Here is a 20,762-nt window from a genome sequence, read left to right as displayed (position 1 = left end):
GAATCGCCAACCCTTGTGGTTGTGACGACAGCCCTGCAGCTCGCCTTGGTCGTTGTGGTTTGGCTCTTAGCGCTGGCGCCTGCTGCGGTCGCCGCCTTAACCGTCCTGACAATCAAAACTTTGCGCGCGACCTTCCGTAAGGTCACCAACGCCAAGCCGCCTCTCCAAGGGGGAAAGGTATGAGTGTCCGCCCCGCCCAAAGCGCAGACCTAGGCCCTCTGGCCCTCCTTTGGTGGCGAGGTTGGCGCGACGCACACCTCTCGATCGTGCCCAAACCCCTGGCGGCGCGGAGCACGCTGGATAGCTTCGCCGACCGCATGGCGCTGGCCATGCCTCGCGTCCGCGCGCTGGGCCCGGTCGGCGCGCCATTCGGCTTCTACATCGTCAAGGACCAGGAAGTGCACCAGCTGTACGTGGCTGAAGAGTCACGCGGCGCTGGAGTGGCTGCGCTGCTGATGATCGACGCCGAGCAACAGCTGCTGGAAGCGGGCGTCACCACCGCCTGGCTGGCCTGCTCCGTAGGCAACGCCCGGGCAGCGCGCTTCTGCCAGAAGGCCGGCTGGTCCCTCGCCCGGACCCAGGTCGTGCCTTCCGTTATTCCCGCGGGCTGGTTCCCGCTCAAGGTCTGGCGCTACGAAAAGCACCTGACCCAGCGCTCGGCCTGGAGCATTCGGGCGGAAAGCGAACTGCTGGAAGCGCGGCTGCCGTCCTTCCATGGCCTGGGCGAGGCCCCTGACGAATGCCGCGACCGCCCCACGGGCGTCTATGTCACCGACGACGGGATCCCGTGGGGCCGCCGCGCCGGCGACCGCCTGGGATCCCGCCAGGTCTGAGCCTAGCCCGGACCACCGGCGCTGAAATCGAACTGCTCAGGCCGCGGCTTGCCGCCGCCGAAGGCATAGCTGAAGCCGAAGAACACCGAGCGGACATTGGCCGAACGCCGCTGACGATCGCGCAGGGCCGGGGTGTCGGTGATCGTCACGTCCTGGAACCAGTCCAGGGCGTCCTGGGCGGTGACGACGAACGACAGCTTGTCGTTGACCTTCCGGCGATAGCCCAGGTTCAGCATCTTGAACGGCTCGCGATGGCCCTGCGGCGTCAGGCGCTTGCCCGACGTGAAGACGTTCAGCTGCAGGAAGTCCTTGGGCGTCGCCTGCCAGTTCAGATTGGCGCGTCCGGCCAGCGCCGTGCCCGAGCGCGTGCCCGAGAAGCCCAGATTGGCCGCGTCGATCTCGTTCCAGAACAGATTGCCGCTGAGATTGTAGGTCAGCTTGGGCGTCAGCCGGCCATTGGCGACCAGTTCCAGCCCGCCACTGCGGCTCTTGCCCAGATTGGCGCGCGACGTCAGGAACACGCCGCCGCCCAGGTCGCTGACCACATCCGTGACGCTGTCCTTGGTGTCACGGAAGTAGGCGGTGGCCAGATAATAGGTCTGACCTTTGCGCATCTGCCAGCCCAGCTCGAAGCTGTCGGTGATCTGCGGCTGCAGGTCCGGATTGCCCTGGCGATAGTTGAAGGGGTCCAGATAGACCCGATACGGATGCAGATCCTGAGCCCCAGGACGCTGAACCCGGCGGCTGAAATTGGCGCTGAGCGTCTGATCCTGGCTGAGCTTGTAGCCCATGTGCAGGGTCGGATAGATCTTGAAATAGTCGTTGGCGCCGGTCACCCGATTGGTGACGTCGTCGACCTTGATCTGCACCTGCTCGGCGCGCAGACCACCCTGCACCGAGAAGTCGCCGAACGGCCGCTCATAGGTGACATAGGCCGCATAGACGTCCTGGTCGAAGACATAGCGGTTGTTGCGCGACGGAACGGGGATCAGGCCGCCGGCGCTGGGCCCTTCGGCGCCGCGGTTGACATACTCATTGCTGGCGACCTCGACGTCGAAGCCGGTCTTCAGCTTGACGCTGTCGGGCATGGGCCGAACGTAGTCGGCCTTGAGGTTGGTGCGCGTCTGCTCGACGTCCATGCCGACATGCTCATAGAGGTCCACGCCCGGCCTGTTGCGGGTGAAGGCGTCGGCGTCGCGCGTGAAATCGGTGATCTCGTGCTCGAGATGGGTCGTCAGCGTGTGGTCCGAGCCGCCCTTGAACTGACGACGCCAATCGAAGCTGAGCGCGCCGTTGTTGCGGGTCATCTCGCCCTCGGTCGTGCGCAGATAGGCTCGGGAAGGCGCGCCCGCCGGGGTCAGCGCCGAATAGTCTTCGCTGGAGTCACTGTCGAAGGCGATGCGGCGCAGGCGCAGTTCGCCGCTGAGGCGGTTGGCCTTGTCGAGGTCGTAGTCGAAGGCGCCGCGCAGGTTGGTCATGCCGCCCTTGTTCTCGACGTCGGCGTCGAGCGTGCTGGCCGCGTAGCCGCCGCTGGCTCGGTCAAGGGTGGCGCGCTCGATCACCAGAGCCGCGTCCTGGGTGTCGCGGCGATAGCTGGCGTCGCCGGTCAGGGTCAGCTTGCCCGACCGGCGGGTGGCGCTGATCCCGCCGTTATGGCGACCCAGGGTGTCGATGTTGAAGCGCACCGTGCCGTTCAGACCCGGCTTCTGGGTCTTCTTGGTGATCAGGTTGATGATCCCGGCCGAGCCGTCCGGACGATAGGCGGCGGACGGGTTGGTCATCACCTCGACGCGGTCGATCTGGTCGGCCGGCATCGACGACAGGGCGTCGCCCTTGCCCTCGCCCGTGAACTGGCTGGAGGGCTTGCCGTCGATCAGGATGGTGACGTTGCTGTCGCCGCGCAGGCTGACATTGCCCTGCACGTCGACACTGACCGAGGGCACGTTGCGCAAGGCGTCGGCGACCGATCCGGTGCGCGCCGACAGGTCGTTGGCGACGCTGTAGCTGCGGCTGTCGATCGAGCTGCGCATGGCGGTGGAGTCGCTGGTGATCACCACCCCCTCGACGGCGTTCGGCGCGTCCTTGGCGGCGGGCTTGCCGGCGGGCTGAGCGCCAGACTGGGCAACCGGCGCAGGCGCGGTCTGCGCCAGGCCGGCGGCGGGCGGCAGAATGACCGCGGCGGCGGCCAGAAGAGCGAACTTCAGTCGCAAGAGCTTTCCCCAAAGCAATAGCGCTCGGCGGCGAGGCGCGCACCGATTGCACAAATGTAAATCGCATGGATTTACACACGTAACGGCAGTTGAATTCCCTCTGTTAAGCCTGGGGTTCGGGCCAAACACAAATGTCTTTTACGCAATGTTTTCGGCGGCCTGGGCCAGACGGCCGTCGCGCGCCGCCCCATGGCTCTGCTATCGAAGGAGCAGCAGGGGTGAGTCCCGCGCGAGAAGAGGGTCACAGAACCCAAGCTTGCGCGCTGATACCGGTAACACTAAGGTCGCCGGCAACCAGAGACCCGGAAAGGGTCGTCAGGGCATCAATTTGGGCCGAGCGGCCCCATGGGGAGGAAACCTGTGGCTAGTGTAACCAACGCCGGGCCCAGCGCCGGCATGAGCGCCGATGGCCTGAAGGTCAATATGGCCTTCGTTTCGGCCATCGTCGCGGTCGCCACGATCGGCGGCTTCATGTTCGGCTACGACAGCGGTGTCATCAACGGCACGCAGGAAGGTCTGAACAGCGCCTTCAACCTGACCGAATTCGGCACTGGCCTGAACGTCGCCGCCATCCTGATCGGCTGCGCCATCGGCGCGTTCGCCGCCGGCCGCCTGGCCGACGTGTGGGGTCGCCGCACGGTGATGATCATCTCGGCGCTGCTGTTCGTGCTCAGCGCCATCGGCACGGGCGCGGCCCACACCTCGACCATCTTCGTCATCTTCCGCCTGATCGGCGGCCTGGGCGTCGGCGCGGCCTCGGTGCTGTGCCCGGTCTACATCTCGGAAGTCACGCCCGCGAACATCCGCGGCCGCCTGTCGTCCGTGCAGCAGATCATGATCATCACCGGCCTGACCGGCGCGTTCGTGGCCAACTACATGCTGGCCCACACCGCTGGCAGCTCGACCGCCGAGTTCTGGCTGGGCCTGCCTGCCTGGCGCTGGATGTTCTGGATGCAGGTCATCCCGGCCGGCGTGTTCTTCTTCGCCCTGCTGACCATTCCGGAAAGCCCGCGCTATCTGGTCGCCAAGGGTAAGGAAGCCGAGGCTGAAAAGGTGCTGTCGCGCCTGTTCGGGGCCGGCGCCGGCGCGGCCAAGGTCGCCGAGATCCGCGCCTCGCTGAACGCCGACCACAAGCCGAAGTTCTCGGACCTGCTGGATCCGGTCAGCAAGAAGATCCGCCCCATCCTGTGGGCTGGCCTGGTCCTGGCCATCTTCCAGCAGTTCGTCGGCATCAACATCGTCTTCTACTACGGCTCGGTGCTGTGGCAGTCGGTGGGCTTCACCGAGGACGACAGCCTGAAGATCAACATCCTGTCGGGCGCGCTGTCGATCGTCGCCTGCCTGGCCTGCATGGGCCTGATCGACCGCGTTGGTCGTAAACCCCTGCTGCTGATCGGCTCGGCCGGCATGGCCGTGACCCTGGGCGTGCTGACCTGGTGCTTCTCGACCGCCACCACGGTCAACGGCGCCCTGCAGATGGCCGACGGCGCTGGCCCGATCGCCCTGATCGCCGCCAACGCCTATGTCGTGTTCTTCAACCTCAGCTGGGGCCCGGTCATGTGGGTCATGCTGGGCGAGATGTTCCCCAACCAGATGCGCGGTTCGGCTCTGGCCGTCGCCGGCTTCGCCCAGTGGATGGCCAACTTCGCCATCTCGTTCAGCTTCCCGGCCATGGCCAAGATGAGCCTGCCGGCGACCTACGGCTTCTACGCGCTGAGCGCGGTGATCTCGTTCTTCCTGGTCCAGAAGCTGATCCACGAGACCCGTGGCAAGGAACTGGAAGCCATGGAGGGCTAAGCCCCCTCACCGCTTCGACGATACGACGCCCGGGAGGAGACTCCCGGGCGTTTTCGTTGGCAGTCGGCCCCTCGCTTCGCATTGCGCCGATCGCCCAATTGTCGGACGTTTCTTTTCATGTCTGGCCTTGGACACCGGTGGACAACGTCACCGTCACCTGGATAAGTTACCGGTAACAAGGTAACGGCCCCGAGGGCCGATCTGTGGTTCGGGAGGAATACCCATGGTCGATATCAACCGTCGCGGCGCGCTCGGTTCGCTGCTCACTGGCGCCAGCCTGGCCGCTCTGCCCGCCGCCGCCGCGCAAGCCGCTCCCCTCTCCGCCTCGATGGCCGGCGCCGGCCAGATGGGCCTGCTGCCCGCCAAGCAGACCTCGGGTCCGACCTGGACCAAGGGCATCGAAGGCCAGCGCAAGGCCGACCTGGGCGACGGCACCTTCCTGAACCCGATCATGGCCGGCGACCGTCCGGACCCGTCGATCCTGAAGGACGGCGACGACTACTACATGACCCACTCGTCGTTCGACGCGTATCCGGGTCTGCTGATCTGGCACTCGCGCGACCTGGTGAACTGGACGCCCGTCACCACGACGCTGAAGACCAATGTCGGCTCGATCTGGGCCCCCGAGATCTGCAAGCACAAGGGCCGCTACTACATCTACCTGCCGGCCAAGTTCCCCAACAACAACACCAGCTACGTGATCTGGGCCGACAAGATCGAGGGCCCCTGGTCCGAGCCAATCGACCTGAAGCTGCCGCGCTACATCGACCCCGGCCACATCGTCGACGAGAAGGGCGAGCGCTGGCTGTTCCTGTCGGGCGGCGATCGCATCAAGCTGACCCCGGACGGCCTCAAGACCGTGGGCGAGCCCGAGCACGTCTATAACCCCTGGAAGTACCCCGACACCTGGGACGTGGAAGGCTTCTCGCCAGAAGGCCCTAAGGTCATGAAGCACGGCGAGTACTTCTACATGATCACCGCCGTGGGCGGCACGGCCGGCCCGCCGACCGGCCATATGGTCATCGCCGCCCGCGCCAAGTCGCTGGCCGGCCCGTGGGAGGATCACCCGCAGAACCCGCTGGTCCGCACCGTCGACAACAGCGAGAAGTGGTGGTCGCGCGGCCACGCCACCCTGGTCGAGGGCCCCACGCCCGGCGACTGGTGGACCGTCTATCACGGCTACGAAAACGGCTACTACACCCTGGGCCGTCAGACCCTGCTTGCCCCGGTCACCTGGACCAAGGACGGCTGGTTCGAGATCGGCGGCGGCGACCTGTCCAAGCCGATCAAGAAGCCCAAGGGCGGCAAGCCGGGCCCGCACGGCATGGCGCTGTCGGACGACTTCTCGACCGACAAGTACGGCGTGCAGTGGAACTTCTTCGACCCCAAGCCGGGCGAGCAGCAGCGCATCACCCGCGCCAATGGCGTCCTGACCCTGAAGGGCGCCGGCGAGGCCCCGTCCAGCGGCTCGCCGCTGATCTTCGTCAATGGCGACCAGGCCTATGAGTTCGAGTGCGAGATCGAGATCGATCCCGACACCCGCGCCGGCCTGATCCTGTTCTACGATCGCCAGCTCTATTGCGGCCTGGGCTTCGACGCCAAGAACTTCGTCACGCACCAGTACGGCATCGAGCGGGGCCGTCCGGCCAACCCGCACGGAACGAAAATGCTGATGAAGGTGATCAACACCCGCCACATCGTCAGCTTCCACACCAGCGGCGACGGCGGTAAGACCTGGAAGCGCTTCGACCGCGGCATGGAAGTCTCGGGCTACCATCACAATGTCCGGGGCGGCTTCATGATGCTCAAGCCCGGCCTCTACGCCGCCGGCAAGGGCTCGGCCCGGTTCAAGAACTTCAAGTACCGGGCTCTGGACTAGCCTGTAAAATCTGTCATCCCGGCCAAGCGCGTCGCGCGCCGAGCCGGGATCGCCGGAAGCTTCGAGCCTTTGGTGGTCCCGGCTCTTCGCTGCGCTGCGGCCGGGATGACAGGATTGTTTTGGGGAGCATGATGCTGAAACCTTTTCTGCTGGCGACAGCTCTGCTCGCCCTCCCCGCGGTCGCCTCGGCTCAGGCCGAGCCGATGTTCAAGGCGCCCAAGGTCGTCCTCGTCGGCGACTCCACCACCGCCGTCGGCAGCGGCTGGGGCGGCAGCTTCTGTGCCAAGCACGTCACCTCGAACGTCGCCTGTGTGAACCTGGGTCGCGGCGGTCGCTCGACCCGCACCTATCGCGAGGAAGGCTCCTGGGCCCTGGCCGTGAAGGAGATGTCGTCGGGCGGATTCGACAAGACCTGGGTGCTGATCCAGCTGGGCCACAACGACCAACCCGGCCGCCCCGAGCGCTCGACGGACTTGGCTACCCAGTTTCCGGCCAACATCAAGCGCTTCGTCGAGGAGACCCGCGCGGCCGGCGCCCAGCCGGTGCTGGTCACCCCGCTAATCCGCCGCCAGTTCCACAACGGCCAGGTCCATGACGACCTCGCCCCCTGGGCCGACGCCATCCGCAAGGTCGCGGCCGAGACCAAGACGCCCCTGGTCGATCTGCACCAGCTGTCCAAGGACGCCGTCCAGGCCATGGGCCCCGTCGCGGCCCTGCGCTTCGGCGAGGTCCCGCCGCCAGCCGACATCGCTGAGGCGGCCAAGTCCGGCACCACCACCGGCGCGATGTTCTACGAGCCGGCCATCCCGGGCGCCGTGGTCCCGCCGCGCCCGCCGGCCCAACCGCCCGGTCCGCCGCGCGCCATGGCCGAGTTCAAGCCGGTGTTCGACTACACCCACGTCGGTCCCGAAGGCGCCGACTACTTCTCGGCCATGATCGCCAAGGCGCTGGCGCAGGCAGTTCCGGAGCTGGGCAAGAACCTGCTGCCCTGACCGGCAGAGCTTGCCTGGCGGAACATGGTTCGATCGCAAAAATCCTGCAGCCAGGGATCGCGAAAGCGGCGCCGTTCTTGCACTCATTTTGGGGTCAGGTCAGGAGCCCTTCTCGTGCAGATCAAGTCGTCAGATCCCGCCGCCGCCCCGGCGTCGAACACCACGACGTCGAAGCCCACGGCCGACTATGTCTGGAACGCCATGCGGTTCTCCAGCCTGATGAACATGGCCCGGCCGGAAAACGCCTCGATCGACGAGACGGTGCGCTCCCCGCACATGAGTCTCGCCAAGTACAGCTTCACGAAGTTCAGCGACTCTCCGGTGTCCATCCAGGAAGGCTCGCGCCTGACGGACATGGACTTCAGCTCGGACGGCATGGCCCGGGCGCTGGTGCGCGAACTGGGTGACGGCCAAGGGATCACGCGCGACGCCGCCCTGAAGGCGCTGGCGGCCGGCAGGGTCAATTCGGAGAAGACCATCGCCGCCTATTTCGAGCGCCTGGATCGCGACAAGTCCGGCGCGCTGTCGGTATCCGAGCTGAAAGAGCTCTTCGACTATAAGGCCAAGCACGGCGACGACACGCCAGGGGTCTCCCCCCGCCTGCCGGACTCTTGGGCCTAAGCGGCCTCGCCGGCCTTCGCGACCAAGGTCGAGGTGATCAGCTGGGCGGCGTTCACGCGGTCGCCGCCCGGGGCCAGGATCTCCAGGTGCACGTGGTCAGTGATGCCGGGATAGTGATCCTGCAGGCTGGCCACAGTGCCGATCGACTGGCCCAGGCGCACGGTGTCGCCCAACGCCACGCCCGGCTGGACGTAGAAGGCGCGGGCGGCGTAGCCGAGGGCCGGATTGGTGATCTCGACGAACTTCAGGCCGGTGTCGCCGGCATAAGCAAAGCCGATCTTGGTGACGTAGCCCGACATCGGCGCATGGACAGCCTGACCGGCCGACGCCACGTAGTCGACGCCCTCGTGGGCGCGGGTCCCGCCGTCGCGGCGGGCGCCGAACTCGCCGTCGCCGAAGACGTCATGGCCGCGCGGCGCCGCGCCGGTCGGATTGGCGAAGTCGGCCGCGCCGTCGCCGTCGATGTCCGCGCCCTTCCAGACCCGTTCCATCACCGGCGGCTTGGGCTTGTCGGCCTGGATGTCGGCCAGCAGCTTGACGATGGCCGGCATCTTCACCTGGCGGGAGACCGGCCGCTCCATGGCGGCCACCAGCATCGGCGAGAAGACCGTCGCCAGGCCCAGCGCGCAGCGGACCAAAGGCGCGATGGCCTTCGCGTTGAATGACGTCATCAAGGGACTTTCCGTCTCGTGTGGAAGCCCCCACGCGTGACCGACGGCGTATCTAAGGGTTAACGGCGGCCGAGGAAATGCCCGCCCCGTGCGACCGACCGTCGCGCCACCCCATGCTTAAGCTATGATTTCGTTGAAATATTTCGACAGGTAGAAACGCACCGACCTAGGTCAGCAGGTGTCGCATGGTCGAGCGCAGGACATCGGTCAGGGCCGTACGGTCAAGATCCGGATGGTTGACCCCGCGCATCAGCAGACCGTCGAAGATCAGGCCGATCACCTCGCAGCGGGCCTGGAACTCGGCGTCCGACCACTCGGGCTTGCGGTTGCGCTCCATCATGGTCTTGGCCAGAGCGCGCTCCTGCTCGTCGGCGGCGCGGACAATGGCGGCGACCTTGGGATTGCGGGCGGCCTCGGCGACCACCTCGATGGCCAGGGCGGCGCGACGCGGGTCGAAACACTTGGCGATGCCGTCCGGCAGGTGCTCTTCCAGCGCGTCCAGCAGAGTGCCGGGACCGCTTTCCATCTCGTCGAACTTGTCGCGCATCTCGGCCAGATCCTGGGCGACGATGGCGGCGATGATCGCTTCCTTGTTCTCGAAGTAGCGATAGATGTGGCCGACGCTGAGGCCCGCGGCCTTGGCGATGTCGGCCATGCTGGCCCCGTGAAAGCCCGACTGGCGTACGCGCTCGCAGGCGGCGTCCAGGATCTGCTGACGGCGAGATTCTGGGGACGGACGGGCTGAATGCGTGTCGTCAGTCATTGAAAATCCAAATCGACATTACATTTCCGTTAGGTCAGCGAAAGCTGCACTCTGGAGAGGTTGACTTGCGTCAACGGCGCTCCTATGTCCAGCCCGCCTGAGAATGAACGTTCATTCTCAAATTGTTCATCATGCCGGTTTCGTCAAGAGCAATCGCTCGCGAGACCCACGCATCCGGGGTTAAACATGCACTTCCAACGCACCGCCGTAACGACGGCCGTGGGGCTCGCCGCCATCGCGCTCACCCTGTCGGCCTGCGGCAAGAAAGACGCCGGCGGCGCGGGCATGGGCATGGGCGGCCCGGTCGAGGTCGGCTATGTCGTCGCCCAGGCCCAGCCGGTCGGCCTGACCGCGGAACTGGCGGGCCGCACCTCGGCCTTCCTGATCTCGGAAGTGCGCCCGCAGGTGGGCGGCGTGATCAAGTCGCGCCTGTTCGAGGAAGGCTCGTACGTCCGCGCCGGCCAGCCGCTGTACCAGATCGATCCGGCCACCTTCCAGGCGGCTTACAACAGCGCCGCGGCCAATCTGGCCCAGGCGCAGGCGACGGCCACCAGCGCCAAGCTGAAGGCCGACCGCTATAAGGGTCTGGTCGAGAGCGGCGCGGTGTCCAAGCAGGACAATGACGACGCCCAGGCCGCGGCCCTGCAGACGGCCGCCGCCGTCGCCGTCCAGCGTGCGGCCCTCGACAACGCCCGCATCAACCTGAACTGGACCAAGGTCGCCGCTCCGATCTCGGGCCGCATCGGCAAGAGCTCGGTGACCCCCGGCGCCCTGGTGACGGCCGGCCAGACCAACGCCCTGGCCACCATCCAGGACCTGTCGAAGATCTATGTCGACCTGACCCAGACCTCGGCCGAGCTGCTGAAGCTCAAGTCGCAGTTCGCCAGCGGCAAGGTTGGCCAGACCAACACCGCCCAGGTGAGCCTGAAGCTGGAAGACGGCTCGACCTACCCGACCCAGGGCACCCTGGAGTTCTCGGACATCACCGTCGATCCGGGCACTGGCTCGGTCGGCCTGCGCGCCGTGTTCCAGAACCCGAACGGCACGCTGCTGCCGGGCATGTATGTCCGCGCCACCCTGAGCCAGGGCGTCGCCTCCAGCGGCATTCTTGTGCCGCAGGCCGCCATCCAGCGCGACCCGAAGGGCAACGCCACGGTCAGCGTCGTCGGGGCCAAGGGCGCCGAGCCGCGCCCCGTGACCCTTGGCCAAATGTCCGGCGACAAGTGGCTGGTCACCAGCGGCCTGAACCCCGGCGACAAGGTCATCACCGAAGGCCTGATGAAGCTGCGCCCCGGCGCGCAGATCAAGGCCGTGCCGGCTGGCTCCAAGCCCGCCGCCCCTGCGCAACAAGCCCAACACTAAGGCGGGCCCACGATGCTTTCCCGTTTCTTCATCGACAGGCCCATCTTCGCATGGGTCATCGCCATCGTGATCATGCTGGCCGGGGCGCTCGCCATCCGGACCCTGCCGGTCGCGCAGTATCCCGAAATCGCCCTGCCCCAGGTCTCGATCGCGGCCGTCTATCCGGGCGCCTCGGCCAAGACGGTCGAGGACAGCGTCACCCAGGTCATCGAACAGAAAATGAAGGGCCTGGACGGCCTGGAATATATGTCGTCGACCAGCGACAGCGCCGGTTCGGCCACGATCACCCTGACCTTCAAGGCCGGGACCGACATCGACATCGCCCAGGTGCAGGTGCAGAACAAGCTGCAGACGGCCACCGCCCTTCTGCCGCAGGAAGTTCAGCAGCAGGGCCTGACGGTCGCCAAGTCGGCCCGTAACTTCATGATGGTCGTGGGCCTCTATTCCGAGGATCCGAAGACCACCAACACCGACCTGGCCGACTATCTGGCCTCGAACATCCAGGACCCGCTGAGTCGTGTCGACGGCGTCGGCGACATCCAGCTGTTCGGCGCCCAGTACGCCATGCGCATCTGGCTGGACCCGCAAAAGCTGGCCAGCTTCAGCCTGACCCCGGCCGACGTCGCCGCCGCCGTGCGCGCGCAGAACGCCCAGGTCTCGGCCGGCCAGCTGGGCGGCACGCCCAACCTGCCGGGCACGGGCCTGAACGCCACGATCACCGCCCAGTCGCGCCTACAGACGCCGGAACAGTTCCGCCAGATCATCGTCAAGAACAGCACGGGCGGCGCCACCGTTCGCCTCGCCGACGTGGCGCGCGTCGAACTGGGCGCCGAGAACTACGGCTCGCTGGCCAAGTTCAACGGTCATCAGGCCTCGGGTATCGCCATCCGCCTGGCGCCCGGCGCCAACGCCCTGGACACCGCCAAGGCGGTCAAGGAGCGGATGTCGCAGCTCGAGAAGTCGTTCCCGGCTGGCTACAAGTACGTCGTGCCGTATGACTCGACCCCGTTCGTCGAGCTGTCGATCCACGAAGTGATCAAGACGCTGATCGAGGCTATCATCCTCGTCTTCATCGTCATGTTCCTGTTCCTGCAGAATTGGCGCGCGACGCTGATCCCGACGATCGCCGTCCCCGTCGTCCTGCTCGGCACCTTCGGCGTGCTGGCGCTGTTCGGCTACTCCATCAACACCCTGACCATGTTCGGCCTCGTACTGGCCATCGGCCTGCTCGTCGATGACGCCATCGTCGTGGTCGAGAACGTCGAACGCGTGATGTCCGAAGAGGGTCTCTCGCCCAAGGAAGCCACCCGCAAGTCGATGAACGAGATCACCGGCGCCCTGATCGGCATCGCGCTGGTGCTGTCGGCGGTGTTCGTGCCGATGGCCTTCTTCGGCGGCTCGCAAGGCGTGATCTACCGTCAGTTCTCGATCACCATCGTCTCGGCCATGGCCCTGTCGGTGCTGGTCGCCCTGATCCTGACCCCGGCGCTGTGCGCCACCATGCTCAAGCCCGTCGAAGCCGGTCACCACGACGACAAGAAGGGCTTCTTCGGCTGGTTCAACCGCAGCTTCAACGACATGTCGACGCGCTACCAGGGTTCCGTCCGCGGCATCCTGGGCAAGAGCGGTCGCTGGATGGCGGTGTACGCCGCGATCCTGGTCGCCATGGGCCTGCTGTTCGTCCGCCTGCCCAGCGCCTTCCTGCCGGAAGAAGACCAGGGGATCATGATGACCCTGGTCCAGCTGCCCGCCGGCGCGACCGAGGAAAAGACGCAAGCCGTCCTGACCCAGGTCCGCGACTACTACCTGAAGAACGAGAAGGACGCCGTGCAGTCGGTGTTCACGATCTCTGGCTTCAGCTTCGCGGGCGCCGGTCAGAACGCCGGTATGGCCTTCACCCGCCTGAAGGACTTCGACGAGCGCAAGGCCGCCAACCTCAAGGCCCCGGCCGTCGCCGGCCGGGCCATGGGCGCCTTCTCGCAGATCCGCAACGCCATGGTCTTCCCGATCATCCCGCCGGCCGTGCCGGAACTGGGCACCTCGTCGGGCTTCGACTTCCAGCTGCAGGACGTCGGGGGCGTCGGTCACGAAGCCCTGGTCAACGCCCGCAACATGATGCTGGGCATGGCGGGTCAGGATCCGAACCTGGCGGGCGTTCGCCCGAACGGTCAGGAAGACACCCCGCAGCTGCGGATCGAGGTCGACCAGGCCAAGGCTGGCGCCATGGGCCTGACCACCGCCGACATCAACAGCGCGCTCAGCGCCGCCTGGGGTGGTTCGTACGTCAACGACTTCGTCGACCGCGGCCGGGTCAAGAAGGTCTACATGCAGGCTGACGCCCAGTTCCGCATGACGCCGGAAGACCTGAACCGCTGGTACGTCCGCAACAGCAGCGGCCAGATGGTGCCCTTCCCGGCCTTCGCCACGTCGGACTGGACCTTCGGTTCGCCGCGCCTGGAACGCTACAACGGTCTGTCCTCGATCAACCTGCAAGGCGCCCCGGCGCCGGGCAAGAGCTCGGGCCAGGCGATGGCGGCGATGGAGGCCCTGGCCGCCAAGCTGCCGCCCGGCATCGGCTTCGAATGGACCGGTCTGTCGGCCCAGGAACAGGAGTCCGGCAACCAGGCGCCCGCCCTGTACGGCATCTCGATCCTGGTGGTGTTCCTGCTGCTGGCCGCTCTCTATGAAAGCTGGTCGATCCCGCTGGCCGTCATCATGGTGGTGCCGCTGGGCATCGTCGGCGCCCTGCTGGCCACCTTCGCCCGCGGCCTCAGCAACGACATCTACTTCCAGGTCGGTCTGCTGACGACCATGGGTCTGGCCGCCAAGAACGCCATCCTGATCGTCGAGTTCGCCAAGGACCTGTACGAGAAGGGCATGGGCCTGATCGAAGCCACGCTGGAGGCGGTCCGCCTGCGCCTGCGCCCGATCATCATGACCTCGCTGGCCTTCGTCTTCGGCGTGCTGCCGCTGGCGATCTCCAACGGGGCCGGCTCCGGCGCCCAGCACGCCATCGGCACCGGCGTGATCGGCGGCATGATCTCGGCCACCATCCTGGCGATCTTCTTCGTCCCGCTGTTCTTCGTGGTCGTCGAGAAGATCTTCAAACCCAAGCACCCCGGCCATGATGCGGCCGTCGCCGAGCACGGCGGCGAGGTCCCGGCCTCCGAGGCTCACCAATGATGCTGCGCAACCTCTTCCTGGCCCTGATCGCCTCCACGGCGGTCGGCGCCTGCACCCTGGCGCCCAAGTACGAGCGGCCGGCCATGCCGACGGCTCAAGCCTGGTCCACGCCGACGCCCGAGCCCACCAGCTCGGTGTCGGCCGCCGACCTCGACTGGCGCCAGGTGCTGCTCGACCAACGCCTGCAAGGCGTGGTCGACCTAGCCCTGCAGCAGAACCGCGACCTGCGCGTGGCGGTGCTGAACATCGAGAAGGCCCGCGCCCAATACGGCATCCAGCGGGCGGCCCTGCTGCCGGCGGTGAACGGCGTGCTCTCCGAGCAACGCATCCACCAACCGGCCGCCGGCTCGCAGTTCGGCGTCGGGATCGACACCACGATCTACAGCGCCAACCTGGGCGTCAGCGCCTATGAGCTGGACCTGTTTGGCCGCGTCCGCAGCCTCAGCGCCGCGGCGCTGCAGAGCTTCTTCGCGACCGAGGAAAACAGCCGCGCGGCCCGGATCTCGCTGATCTCTGAAACCGCGACGGCCTGGCTGACCCTGGCCGCCGACCAGGACCGCCTGGCGCTGGCCAAGGAGACCCTGGGCACCCGCGAGGAGTCGCTGCGCCTGGTCCAGCAACAGGTCGACGGCGGCGTCGGCTCGCGCCTGGATCTGCGCAACGCCCAGACCCTGGCCGAGACCGCTCGCGCCGATGTCGCCACCTACACCGCCCAGGTGGCTCAGGACCGCAACGCCCTGACCCTGCTGGCCGGGACCGAGGTGCCGGTGAACCTGCTGCCGACGGAGGGCGTGGCCGAGACGACGATCCTGGCCGACCTGCCGGCGGGTCTCCCGTCGGACGTGCTGCTGCGTCGTCCCGACGTGCTGGCCGCCGAGCACCAGCTGCAAGGCGCCAACGCCAATATCGGCGCGGCCCGGGCGGCGTTCTTCCCGCGCATCAGCCTGACCGGCCAGTACGGCACGACCAACAACCAGCTGTCGGGCCTGTTCGACGCCGGCACCAAGGCCTGGAGCTTCTCGCCCCAGATCAGCCTGCCGATCTTCGCGGGCGGCGCCAATATCGCCAACCTGAAGGGCGCCAAGGCCGATCGCGACATCGCCGTGGCCACCTACGAGAAGGCGGTGCAGACCGCGTTCCGCGAAGTGTCCGACGCCCTGTCGGTGCGCGCCACGGTCACCGACCGCCTGGCCTCGCAGGAACGCCTGGTCGAGGCCGCGTCCGACAGCCAGCGCCTGTCGCTGCAGCGTCGCGACGCCGGCCTGGACAGCGCCCTGACCCAGCTGGACGCCCAGCGCACCCTGTACACGGCCCAGCAGGGCCTGATCACCGTGCGCCTGGCCCGGGCCGCCAACCTGGTCGCCCTCTACAAGACCCTCGGCGGCGGCGCGCCCGCAGCCTGAGGCCCTTCTACCCCTTCCCCGGCCTCGCGGCCGGGGGAGTTCGCGGTCATCACTCCCCCCCGATGGCCGCGAACGGAAGGGGCGCCTCCTTTCCCCCACCCCTGGAGCCGCCCCTTCCACCCCTTTTTCCGCTTTACAGCGCCCGCCACATACGCGACCCAAGGTTGATCAGCTTCGCCGAGGTCCGCATGCGCCTTCCCTCCCCGCTCCTGGCCGCCGGCCTGCTGCTCGCCGCCGTCCCGGCCCAGGCCCAGGCCCAGAAGGTCGCGCCGACGCCGCCCGCCCAGCCCGCGACCATCGCCCTGGAGCCCTATCTGGGCGTGCTGTGGTCGTTCGAGGCCAAGATTGACGGCGTGCCCCGCCGCCTCCTGATCGACACCGCCGGCGGCCTGACCGCCATCACCCCCGCCGCCGCCAAGAGCATCGGCTGCCAGCCCTGGGGCCGCATCACCGGCCACCGCATGCGCGGCGACCGCGTCGACCTAGAGCGCTGCGACAAGGTCGCGATCGAGGCGGCCGGCGTGACCCTGAGCCCGCCGACCGTGGGCGTCTTCGACTTCGCCAAGCTGCTGCCGCCCAATTCGCCGCCGCTGGACGGCTCGGTGGCGCTCGACGCCTTCGCCGGCCGCGCCGTGACCCTGGACCTGGGCGCTCAGCGCCTGGTGATCGAGACCCCCGCCAGCTTCAAGGCCCGCATCAAGGGCGCCGCCGAGGTCCCGGTGCGCTTCGCCCGCGACGCCGGCGGCCTGGCCCTGACCCCGTTCGTGCCGGTCCCCACGCCCAAGGGCGCGGTCTGGATGGAACTGGACAGCGGCAGCAACGGCGCCGTCGTCGTCGCCCAGCACAACGCCGCCCTGCTGGGTCTGAACCCGGACAGCAAGGATCGCCAGCCGATCAAGATGTCGGTCGAGGGCGGCCCCAAGATCGACGCCCAAGCCGTGGTCATGGACCTGGTCCTCGACGGCAACATCGGCGTGCCGGTGCTCAAGGACTGGGTGGTGACGCTGGACCTGGCCAACGAGCGGGCGTGGATCGCGGCGGCGAAGAAGTAGCCTACAGCGGCAGTTGCACCGTGCTCTTGACCTCTTCCAGCACGGCGTAGGTCCGCGTCTCGCGCACGCCCGGCATCTTCACCAGGATGTCGCCGAGGAAGTTGCGATAGGCCTCCATGTCGCGCACGCGGGCCTTGATCAGGTAGTCGAAGCCGCCGGCCACCATGTGGCATTCCAGAATCTCTGGCGCGCGGCGGACGGCCGCGGCGAAGTCCTCGAAGGTCTCGCCCGTGGTGCGCTCCAACACCACTTCCACGAAGATCAGAAGGGCCCGGTCGACCTTGGCCGGGTCCAGCAACGCCGCGTAGCCGGTAATGTAGCCGCGCTCGCGCAGGCGGCGCACGCGATCGAAGGTGGCCGCCGGTGACAGGTTGCAGCGCTTGGCCAGCTCGGCATTGGTGATCCGTCCGTCAGCCTGCAGAACTTTCAACAGCCTGCGATCGGTGTCATCAAGAGCGGAAATGGCCATATCGCGATATCACCGAAGAAGCTTCGAAAACGAACAACGACAAACGTAGCACATTCGGCAAGCTTAAGGTTACACCTTCGATCGTTCCAGCCCGCCGGCGCCCCTCCCCCTCCTCAAAGGGCGCCGACGAAAGCGGTCAGACCGCACTGGAGCCGACGCGACGCTCACCCCTCTCCCCCTAGCTGGGCGTCGCGCATGAGAGGAAGGGACGTCAGCGTCTCCCCCACCAGACGTCCCTTCCTCCCTCCCCCTCTTTCTCCATTCCCGCTTCCGGCGCATCCTTCGCCGCGCCCGTGCGCGCCTGCTGGAGCCGACGATCGTTTTTCGCGCTTTGACCGAAGAAGCGACGACGCGGCAGCCAAACAAACGAAGCACCTTTGCTCGAAGGCAAGTTAGACCGACGATATCTCAACAACGGAACCGACCATGACCGACCTGGCCAACTGGGACAGCCTCGACGACGGCAAGTATCGCGACGAAGCCGCGGTGATCGCCGACCTGCTGGCCGCCAAGCCCCTGTCGGCCGAGGATCGCGCCGCCGTCCGCGCCGAGGCCGAGGCCCTGGTGCGCGGCGCGCGCCGCAGCGTCCGCAAGCAGGGCGTGGTCGAGAGCTTCCTGCAGGAGTTCAGCCTGGGCACCCGCGAGGGCCTGGCCCTGATGTGCCTGGCCGAGGCCCTGCTGCGCACCCCCGACGACGACACCCGCGACAAGCTGATCGCCGAGAAGATCGGCTCGGCCGATTGGGCCTCGCACCTGGGCGGCAGCGACAGCCTGTTCGTCAACGCCTCGACCTGGGGCTTGATGCTGACCGGCAAGATCGTCGAGCCCGACGACGAGGCCAAGAAGGACCTGCCCGGCTTCGTCAAGAAGCTGGCCGGCCGCCTGGGCGAGCCCGTCATCCGCGCCGCCGTCGGCCAGGCCATCCGCATCATGGGCGAGCAGTTCGTCCTGGGTCGGACGATCGAGGCCGCCATCAAGCGCGCCGCCAATGACGGCGACATGTGCAGCTTCGACATGCTGGGCGAAGGCGCCCGCACGGCCGCCGACGCCGAGCGCTATGAGAAGTCCTACGCCGACGCCATCGAGACCGTGGGTCGCCTGTCGAAGGGCGCCGGTCCGGAAGCCGGTCACGGCGTCTCGGTCAAGTTGTCGGCCCTGTGCCCGCGCTATGAGGCCACCCACGAGGATCGCGTGTGGGAGGAGCTCTATCCCCGCACCCTGCGCCTGGCCAAGATCGCCGCGCGCCACAACCTCAACTTCACGATCGACGCCGAAGAGGCCGACCGCCTGGCCCTGTCGCTGAAGCTGCTGGACAAGCTGTGCCGCGAGCCGGAACTGGGCGACTGGCAGGGCCTCGGCCTGGCCGTCCAGGCCTATCAGAAGCGCTGCGGCGAGGTGATCGCCCGCCTGGAGGCGCTGTCGAAGGAAACCGGTCGCCGCCTGATGGTGCGCCTGGTCAAGGGCGCCTACTGGGACAGCGAGATCAAGCGCGGCCAGGTCGCCGGCCGTCCGGATTATCCGGTGTTCACCACCAAGCCGGCGACGGACCTGTCGTACCTGGTCAACGCCAAGGCCCTGATCGGCGCGGCTCCGCACCTCTACGCCCAGTTCGCCACCCATAACGCCCACACCCTGGCGGCCGTGGTGCGCATGGCCAAGAACGCCGGCGTCAAGATCGAGCACCAGCGCCTGCACGGCATGGGCGAGGCGCTCTACAAGGCCGCCGACGACCTCTATGACGGCATCACCCTGCGGGCCTACGCCCCGGTCGGCGGTCACGAGGACCTGCTGCCCTATCTGGTTCGCCGCCTGCTGGAGAACGGCGCCAACACATCGTTCGTCCACGCCCTGCTGGACGAGCGCGTGCCGGTCGAGAAGGTCGTCACCGATCCGATCGACACGGTGGAAGCCCACCCCGACCGCCACGCCAAGATCCCGACGCCGATCGATGTCTATGGCCCGCGCCGCCAGAACTCGGCCGGCCTGGACCTGTCGGTGAAGGCCGACCGCGAGCGCCTGGAAAAGGCTGTCGCCGCGCTGGACACCGTCACCCTGTCAGCCGGTCCGCTGGTGGCCGGCAAGGTCGCCGCCGGCGGCCCGCCGCTGCCGGTCGTGGCCCCGGCCAACGAAGGCAAGGTCGTGGGCGCGGTCTCCGAAGCCCAGATCCCGCAGATCGACGAGGCCTTCCGCCTGGCCCGCGCCGCGCAACCGGCCTGGGACCTGGCTGGCGGCCCGGCCCGCGCCAAGATGCTGCGCGCCATGGGCGATGCGCTGGAAGCCAATATCGACCGCCTGATCGCCATCCTGGCGCGCGAGGCCGGCAAGACCCTGTCGGACGGCATCGCCGAGGTCCGCGAGGCCGTCGACTTCTGCCGCTACTACGCGGTGCTGGCTGAGGATCAGTTCGGCGACGGCGAGATCCTCAAAGGCCCGGTCGGCGAGACCAACACCCTGCGCCTGGCCGGGCGCGGCGTCTTCGTCTGCATCAGCCCGTGGAACTTCCCGCTGGCCATCTTCACCGGCCAGATCGCCGCCGCCCTGGCCGCCGGCAACGCCGTGCTGGCCAAGCCCGCCGAGCAGACGCCGCTGATCGCCTTCGAGGCCGTGAAGCTGTATCACGCCGCCGGCCTGGACAGCCGCCTGCTGGCCCTGCTGCCCGGCCGCGGCGAGACCGTCGGCGCAGCCCTGACCAGCCATGAGGGCCTGGACGGCGTCGCCTTCACCGGCGGCACCGACACCGCCTGGCGCATCAACCAGACGCTCGCTCAGCGTCAGGGCCCGATCGTGCCGTTCATCGCCGAGACCGGCGGCCTCAATGGCATGTTCGTCGACACCACCGCCCAGCGCGAACAGGTCATCGACGACGTCATCGTCAGCGCCTTCGGTTCGGCCGGCCAGCGCTGCTCGGCCATGCGCCTGCTGTTCCTGCCGGAAGACACCGCCGACCACATCATCGACGGCCTGAAGGGCGCGATGGACGCCCTAGTCCTGGGCGATCCGGCCCAGGCGCTCACCGATGTCGGCCCGGTGATCGACGCCGAGGCCAAGGACGCCCTGGTCAAGCACCACGAGCGTTTGAAGCGCGAAGCCAAGGTGCTGCACGCCCTCGAGACCCCGGCCGGCGGGACCTTCTTCGCCCCAGTGCTGGCCGAGATCCCGGCCGCCGACTTCCTGGAGCGCGAGGTGTTCGGCCCTGTGCTGCACGTGGTCCGCTACAAGCCCGAGCACCTGGCCGAAGTCGCCGGCGCCCTGGCTGCCCGTCGCTATGGCCTGACCCTGGGCATCCACTCGCGGATCGAGAGCTTCGCGGCCGACGTCCAGCGCCTGGTCCCGGCCGGCAACGCCTATGTGAACCGCTCGATGACCGGCGCGGTCGTGGGCGTCCAGCCGTTCGGCGGCGAGGGCCTGTCGGGCACTGGTCCCAAGGCCGGCGGCCCCCACGCCCTGCTGCGCTTTGCCGTCGAGCGTGCGGTCAGCATCAACATCACCGCCCAGGGCGGCGACCCGGCGTTGCTGAACCTGTAGGA

The 20,762-nt window shown here is 67.6% G+C and carries 14 protein-coding genes; 10 read left to right on the top strand and 4 right to left on the bottom strand.

Annotation, left to right across the window (positions count from 1 at the left end; genetic code table 11):
- Positions 1-266 precede the first annotated feature (266 nt).
- Positions 267-833, top strand: a complete 567-nt coding sequence (locus tag ABDW31_RS20795) for a GNAT family N-acetyltransferase (protein WP_343699487.1) — start codon at positions 267-269, stop codon at positions 831-833.
- A gap of 2 nt (positions 834-835) precedes the next feature.
- On the opposite strand, the gene ABDW31_RS20790 is transcribed toward ABDW31_RS20795, so the two are convergent.
- Positions 836-3,043, bottom strand: a complete 2,208-nt coding sequence (locus tag ABDW31_RS20790; protein ID WP_184722518.1) for an outer membrane beta-barrel family protein — start codon at positions 3,041-3,043, stop codon at positions 836-838.
- A gap of 360 nt (positions 3,044-3,403) precedes the next feature.
- Here ABDW31_RS20790 and ABDW31_RS20785 point away from each other — a divergent pair, with 360 nt between their 5' ends.
- The 4 genes from ABDW31_RS20785 (at position 3,404) to ABDW31_RS20770 (ending at position 8,332) form a co-directional block, all read left to right on the top strand.
- Positions 3,404-4,840 (top strand): sugar porter family MFS transporter, encoded by a 1,437-nt coding sequence (locus ABDW31_RS20785; RefSeq protein WP_184722521.1) that lies wholly within the window; start codon positions 3,404-3,406, stop codon positions 4,838-4,840.
- A gap of 223 nt (positions 4,841-5,063) precedes the next feature.
- Positions 5,064-6,719, top strand: a complete 1,656-nt coding sequence (locus ABDW31_RS20780) for a family 43 glycosylhydrolase (RefSeq protein WP_184722524.1) — start codon at positions 5,064-5,066, stop codon at positions 6,717-6,719.
- Positions 6,720-6,850: 131 nt separating this feature from the next.
- A complete protein-coding gene (locus ABDW31_RS20775) occupies positions 6,851-7,711 on the top strand; it encodes a rhamnogalacturonan acetylesterase (RefSeq protein ID WP_184722527.1) in 861 nt (286 codons plus the stop codon).
- 114 nt (positions 7,712-7,825) lie between these two features.
- Complete coding sequence (locus ABDW31_RS20770; protein ID WP_184722530.1) at positions 7,826-8,332, top strand: EF-hand domain-containing protein; 507 nt, start codon at positions 7,826-7,828, stop codon at positions 8,330-8,332.
- On the opposite strand, the gene ABDW31_RS20765 is transcribed toward ABDW31_RS20770, so the two are convergent.
- Together ABDW31_RS20765 and ABDW31_RS20760 are read right to left on the bottom strand one after the other, a co-directional pair.
- Complete coding sequence (locus ABDW31_RS20765; RefSeq protein WP_184722532.1) at positions 8,329-9,003, bottom strand: peptidoglycan DD-metalloendopeptidase family protein; 675 nt, start codon at positions 9,001-9,003, stop codon at positions 8,329-8,331. The two genes, ABDW31_RS20770 and ABDW31_RS20765, sit on opposite strands and share 4 nt — an antisense overlap.
- A gap of 166 nt (positions 9,004-9,169) precedes the next feature.
- Positions 9,170-9,766, bottom strand: coding sequence for a TetR/AcrR family transcriptional regulator (locus ABDW31_RS20760; RefSeq protein WP_343699486.1), 597 nt, complete (start codon positions 9,764-9,766; stop codon positions 9,170-9,172).
- Positions 9,767-9,952: 186 nt separating this feature from the next.
- Here ABDW31_RS20760 and ABDW31_RS20755 point away from each other — a divergent pair, with 186 nt between their 5' ends.
- The 4 genes from ABDW31_RS20755 to ABDW31_RS20740 all read left to right on the top strand — a co-directional run bounded on the left by ABDW31_RS20755 (position 9,953) and on the right by ABDW31_RS20740 (position 16,766).
- Positions 9,953-11,128, top strand: a complete 1,176-nt coding sequence (locus ABDW31_RS20755) for an efflux RND transporter periplasmic adaptor subunit (RefSeq protein WP_184722538.1) — start codon at positions 9,953-9,955, stop codon at positions 11,126-11,128.
- Between the two features lie 12 nt (positions 11,129-11,140).
- Positions 11,141-14,311 carry an efflux RND transporter permease subunit gene (locus ABDW31_RS20750; RefSeq protein WP_184722541.1) on the top strand — a complete coding sequence of 1,057 codons (3,171 nt, stop codon included), beginning with the start codon at positions 11,141-11,143 and terminating at the stop codon, positions 14,309-14,311.
- On the top strand, positions 14,311-15,714 hold the full coding sequence (locus ABDW31_RS20745) for an efflux transporter outer membrane subunit (protein WP_184724198.1): 1,404 nt from the start codon (positions 14,311-14,313) through the stop codon (positions 15,712-15,714). The genes ABDW31_RS20750 and ABDW31_RS20745 overlap by 1 nt, the downstream gene beginning before the upstream one ends.
- 188 nt (positions 15,715-15,902) lie before the next feature.
- On the top strand, positions 15,903-16,766 hold the full coding sequence (locus ABDW31_RS20740; RefSeq protein ID WP_184722545.1) for a hypothetical protein: 864 nt from the start codon (positions 15,903-15,905) through the stop codon (positions 16,764-16,766).
- Position 16,767: 1 nt separating this feature from the next.
- On the opposite strand, the gene ABDW31_RS20735 is transcribed toward ABDW31_RS20740, so the two are convergent.
- The gene (locus ABDW31_RS20735) at positions 16,768-17,235 is read right to left on the bottom strand and encodes an Lrp/AsnC ligand binding domain-containing protein (RefSeq protein WP_172270800.1); all 468 of its coding nucleotides are present in this window, start codon (positions 17,233-17,235) and stop codon (positions 16,768-16,770) included.
- Positions 17,236-17,670: 435 nt separating this feature from the next.
- Here ABDW31_RS20735 and putA point away from each other — a divergent pair, with 435 nt between their 5' ends.
- Positions 17,671-20,760: a bifunctional proline dehydrogenase/L-glutamate gamma-semialdehyde dehydrogenase PutA gene (gene putA / locus ABDW31_RS20730; protein ID WP_184724201.1), complete on the top strand. Its 3,090-nt coding sequence runs from the start codon at positions 17,671-17,673 to the stop codon at positions 20,758-20,760.
- Positions 20,761-20,762: the final 2 nt, after the last annotated feature.

The sequence above is a fragment of the Caulobacter sp. genome (assembly GCF_039596335.1).
Lineage (GTDB): Bacteria > Pseudomonadota > Alphaproteobacteria > Caulobacterales > Caulobacteraceae > Caulobacter.
This window is presented reverse-complemented; position numbering and strand designations above follow the sequence as displayed.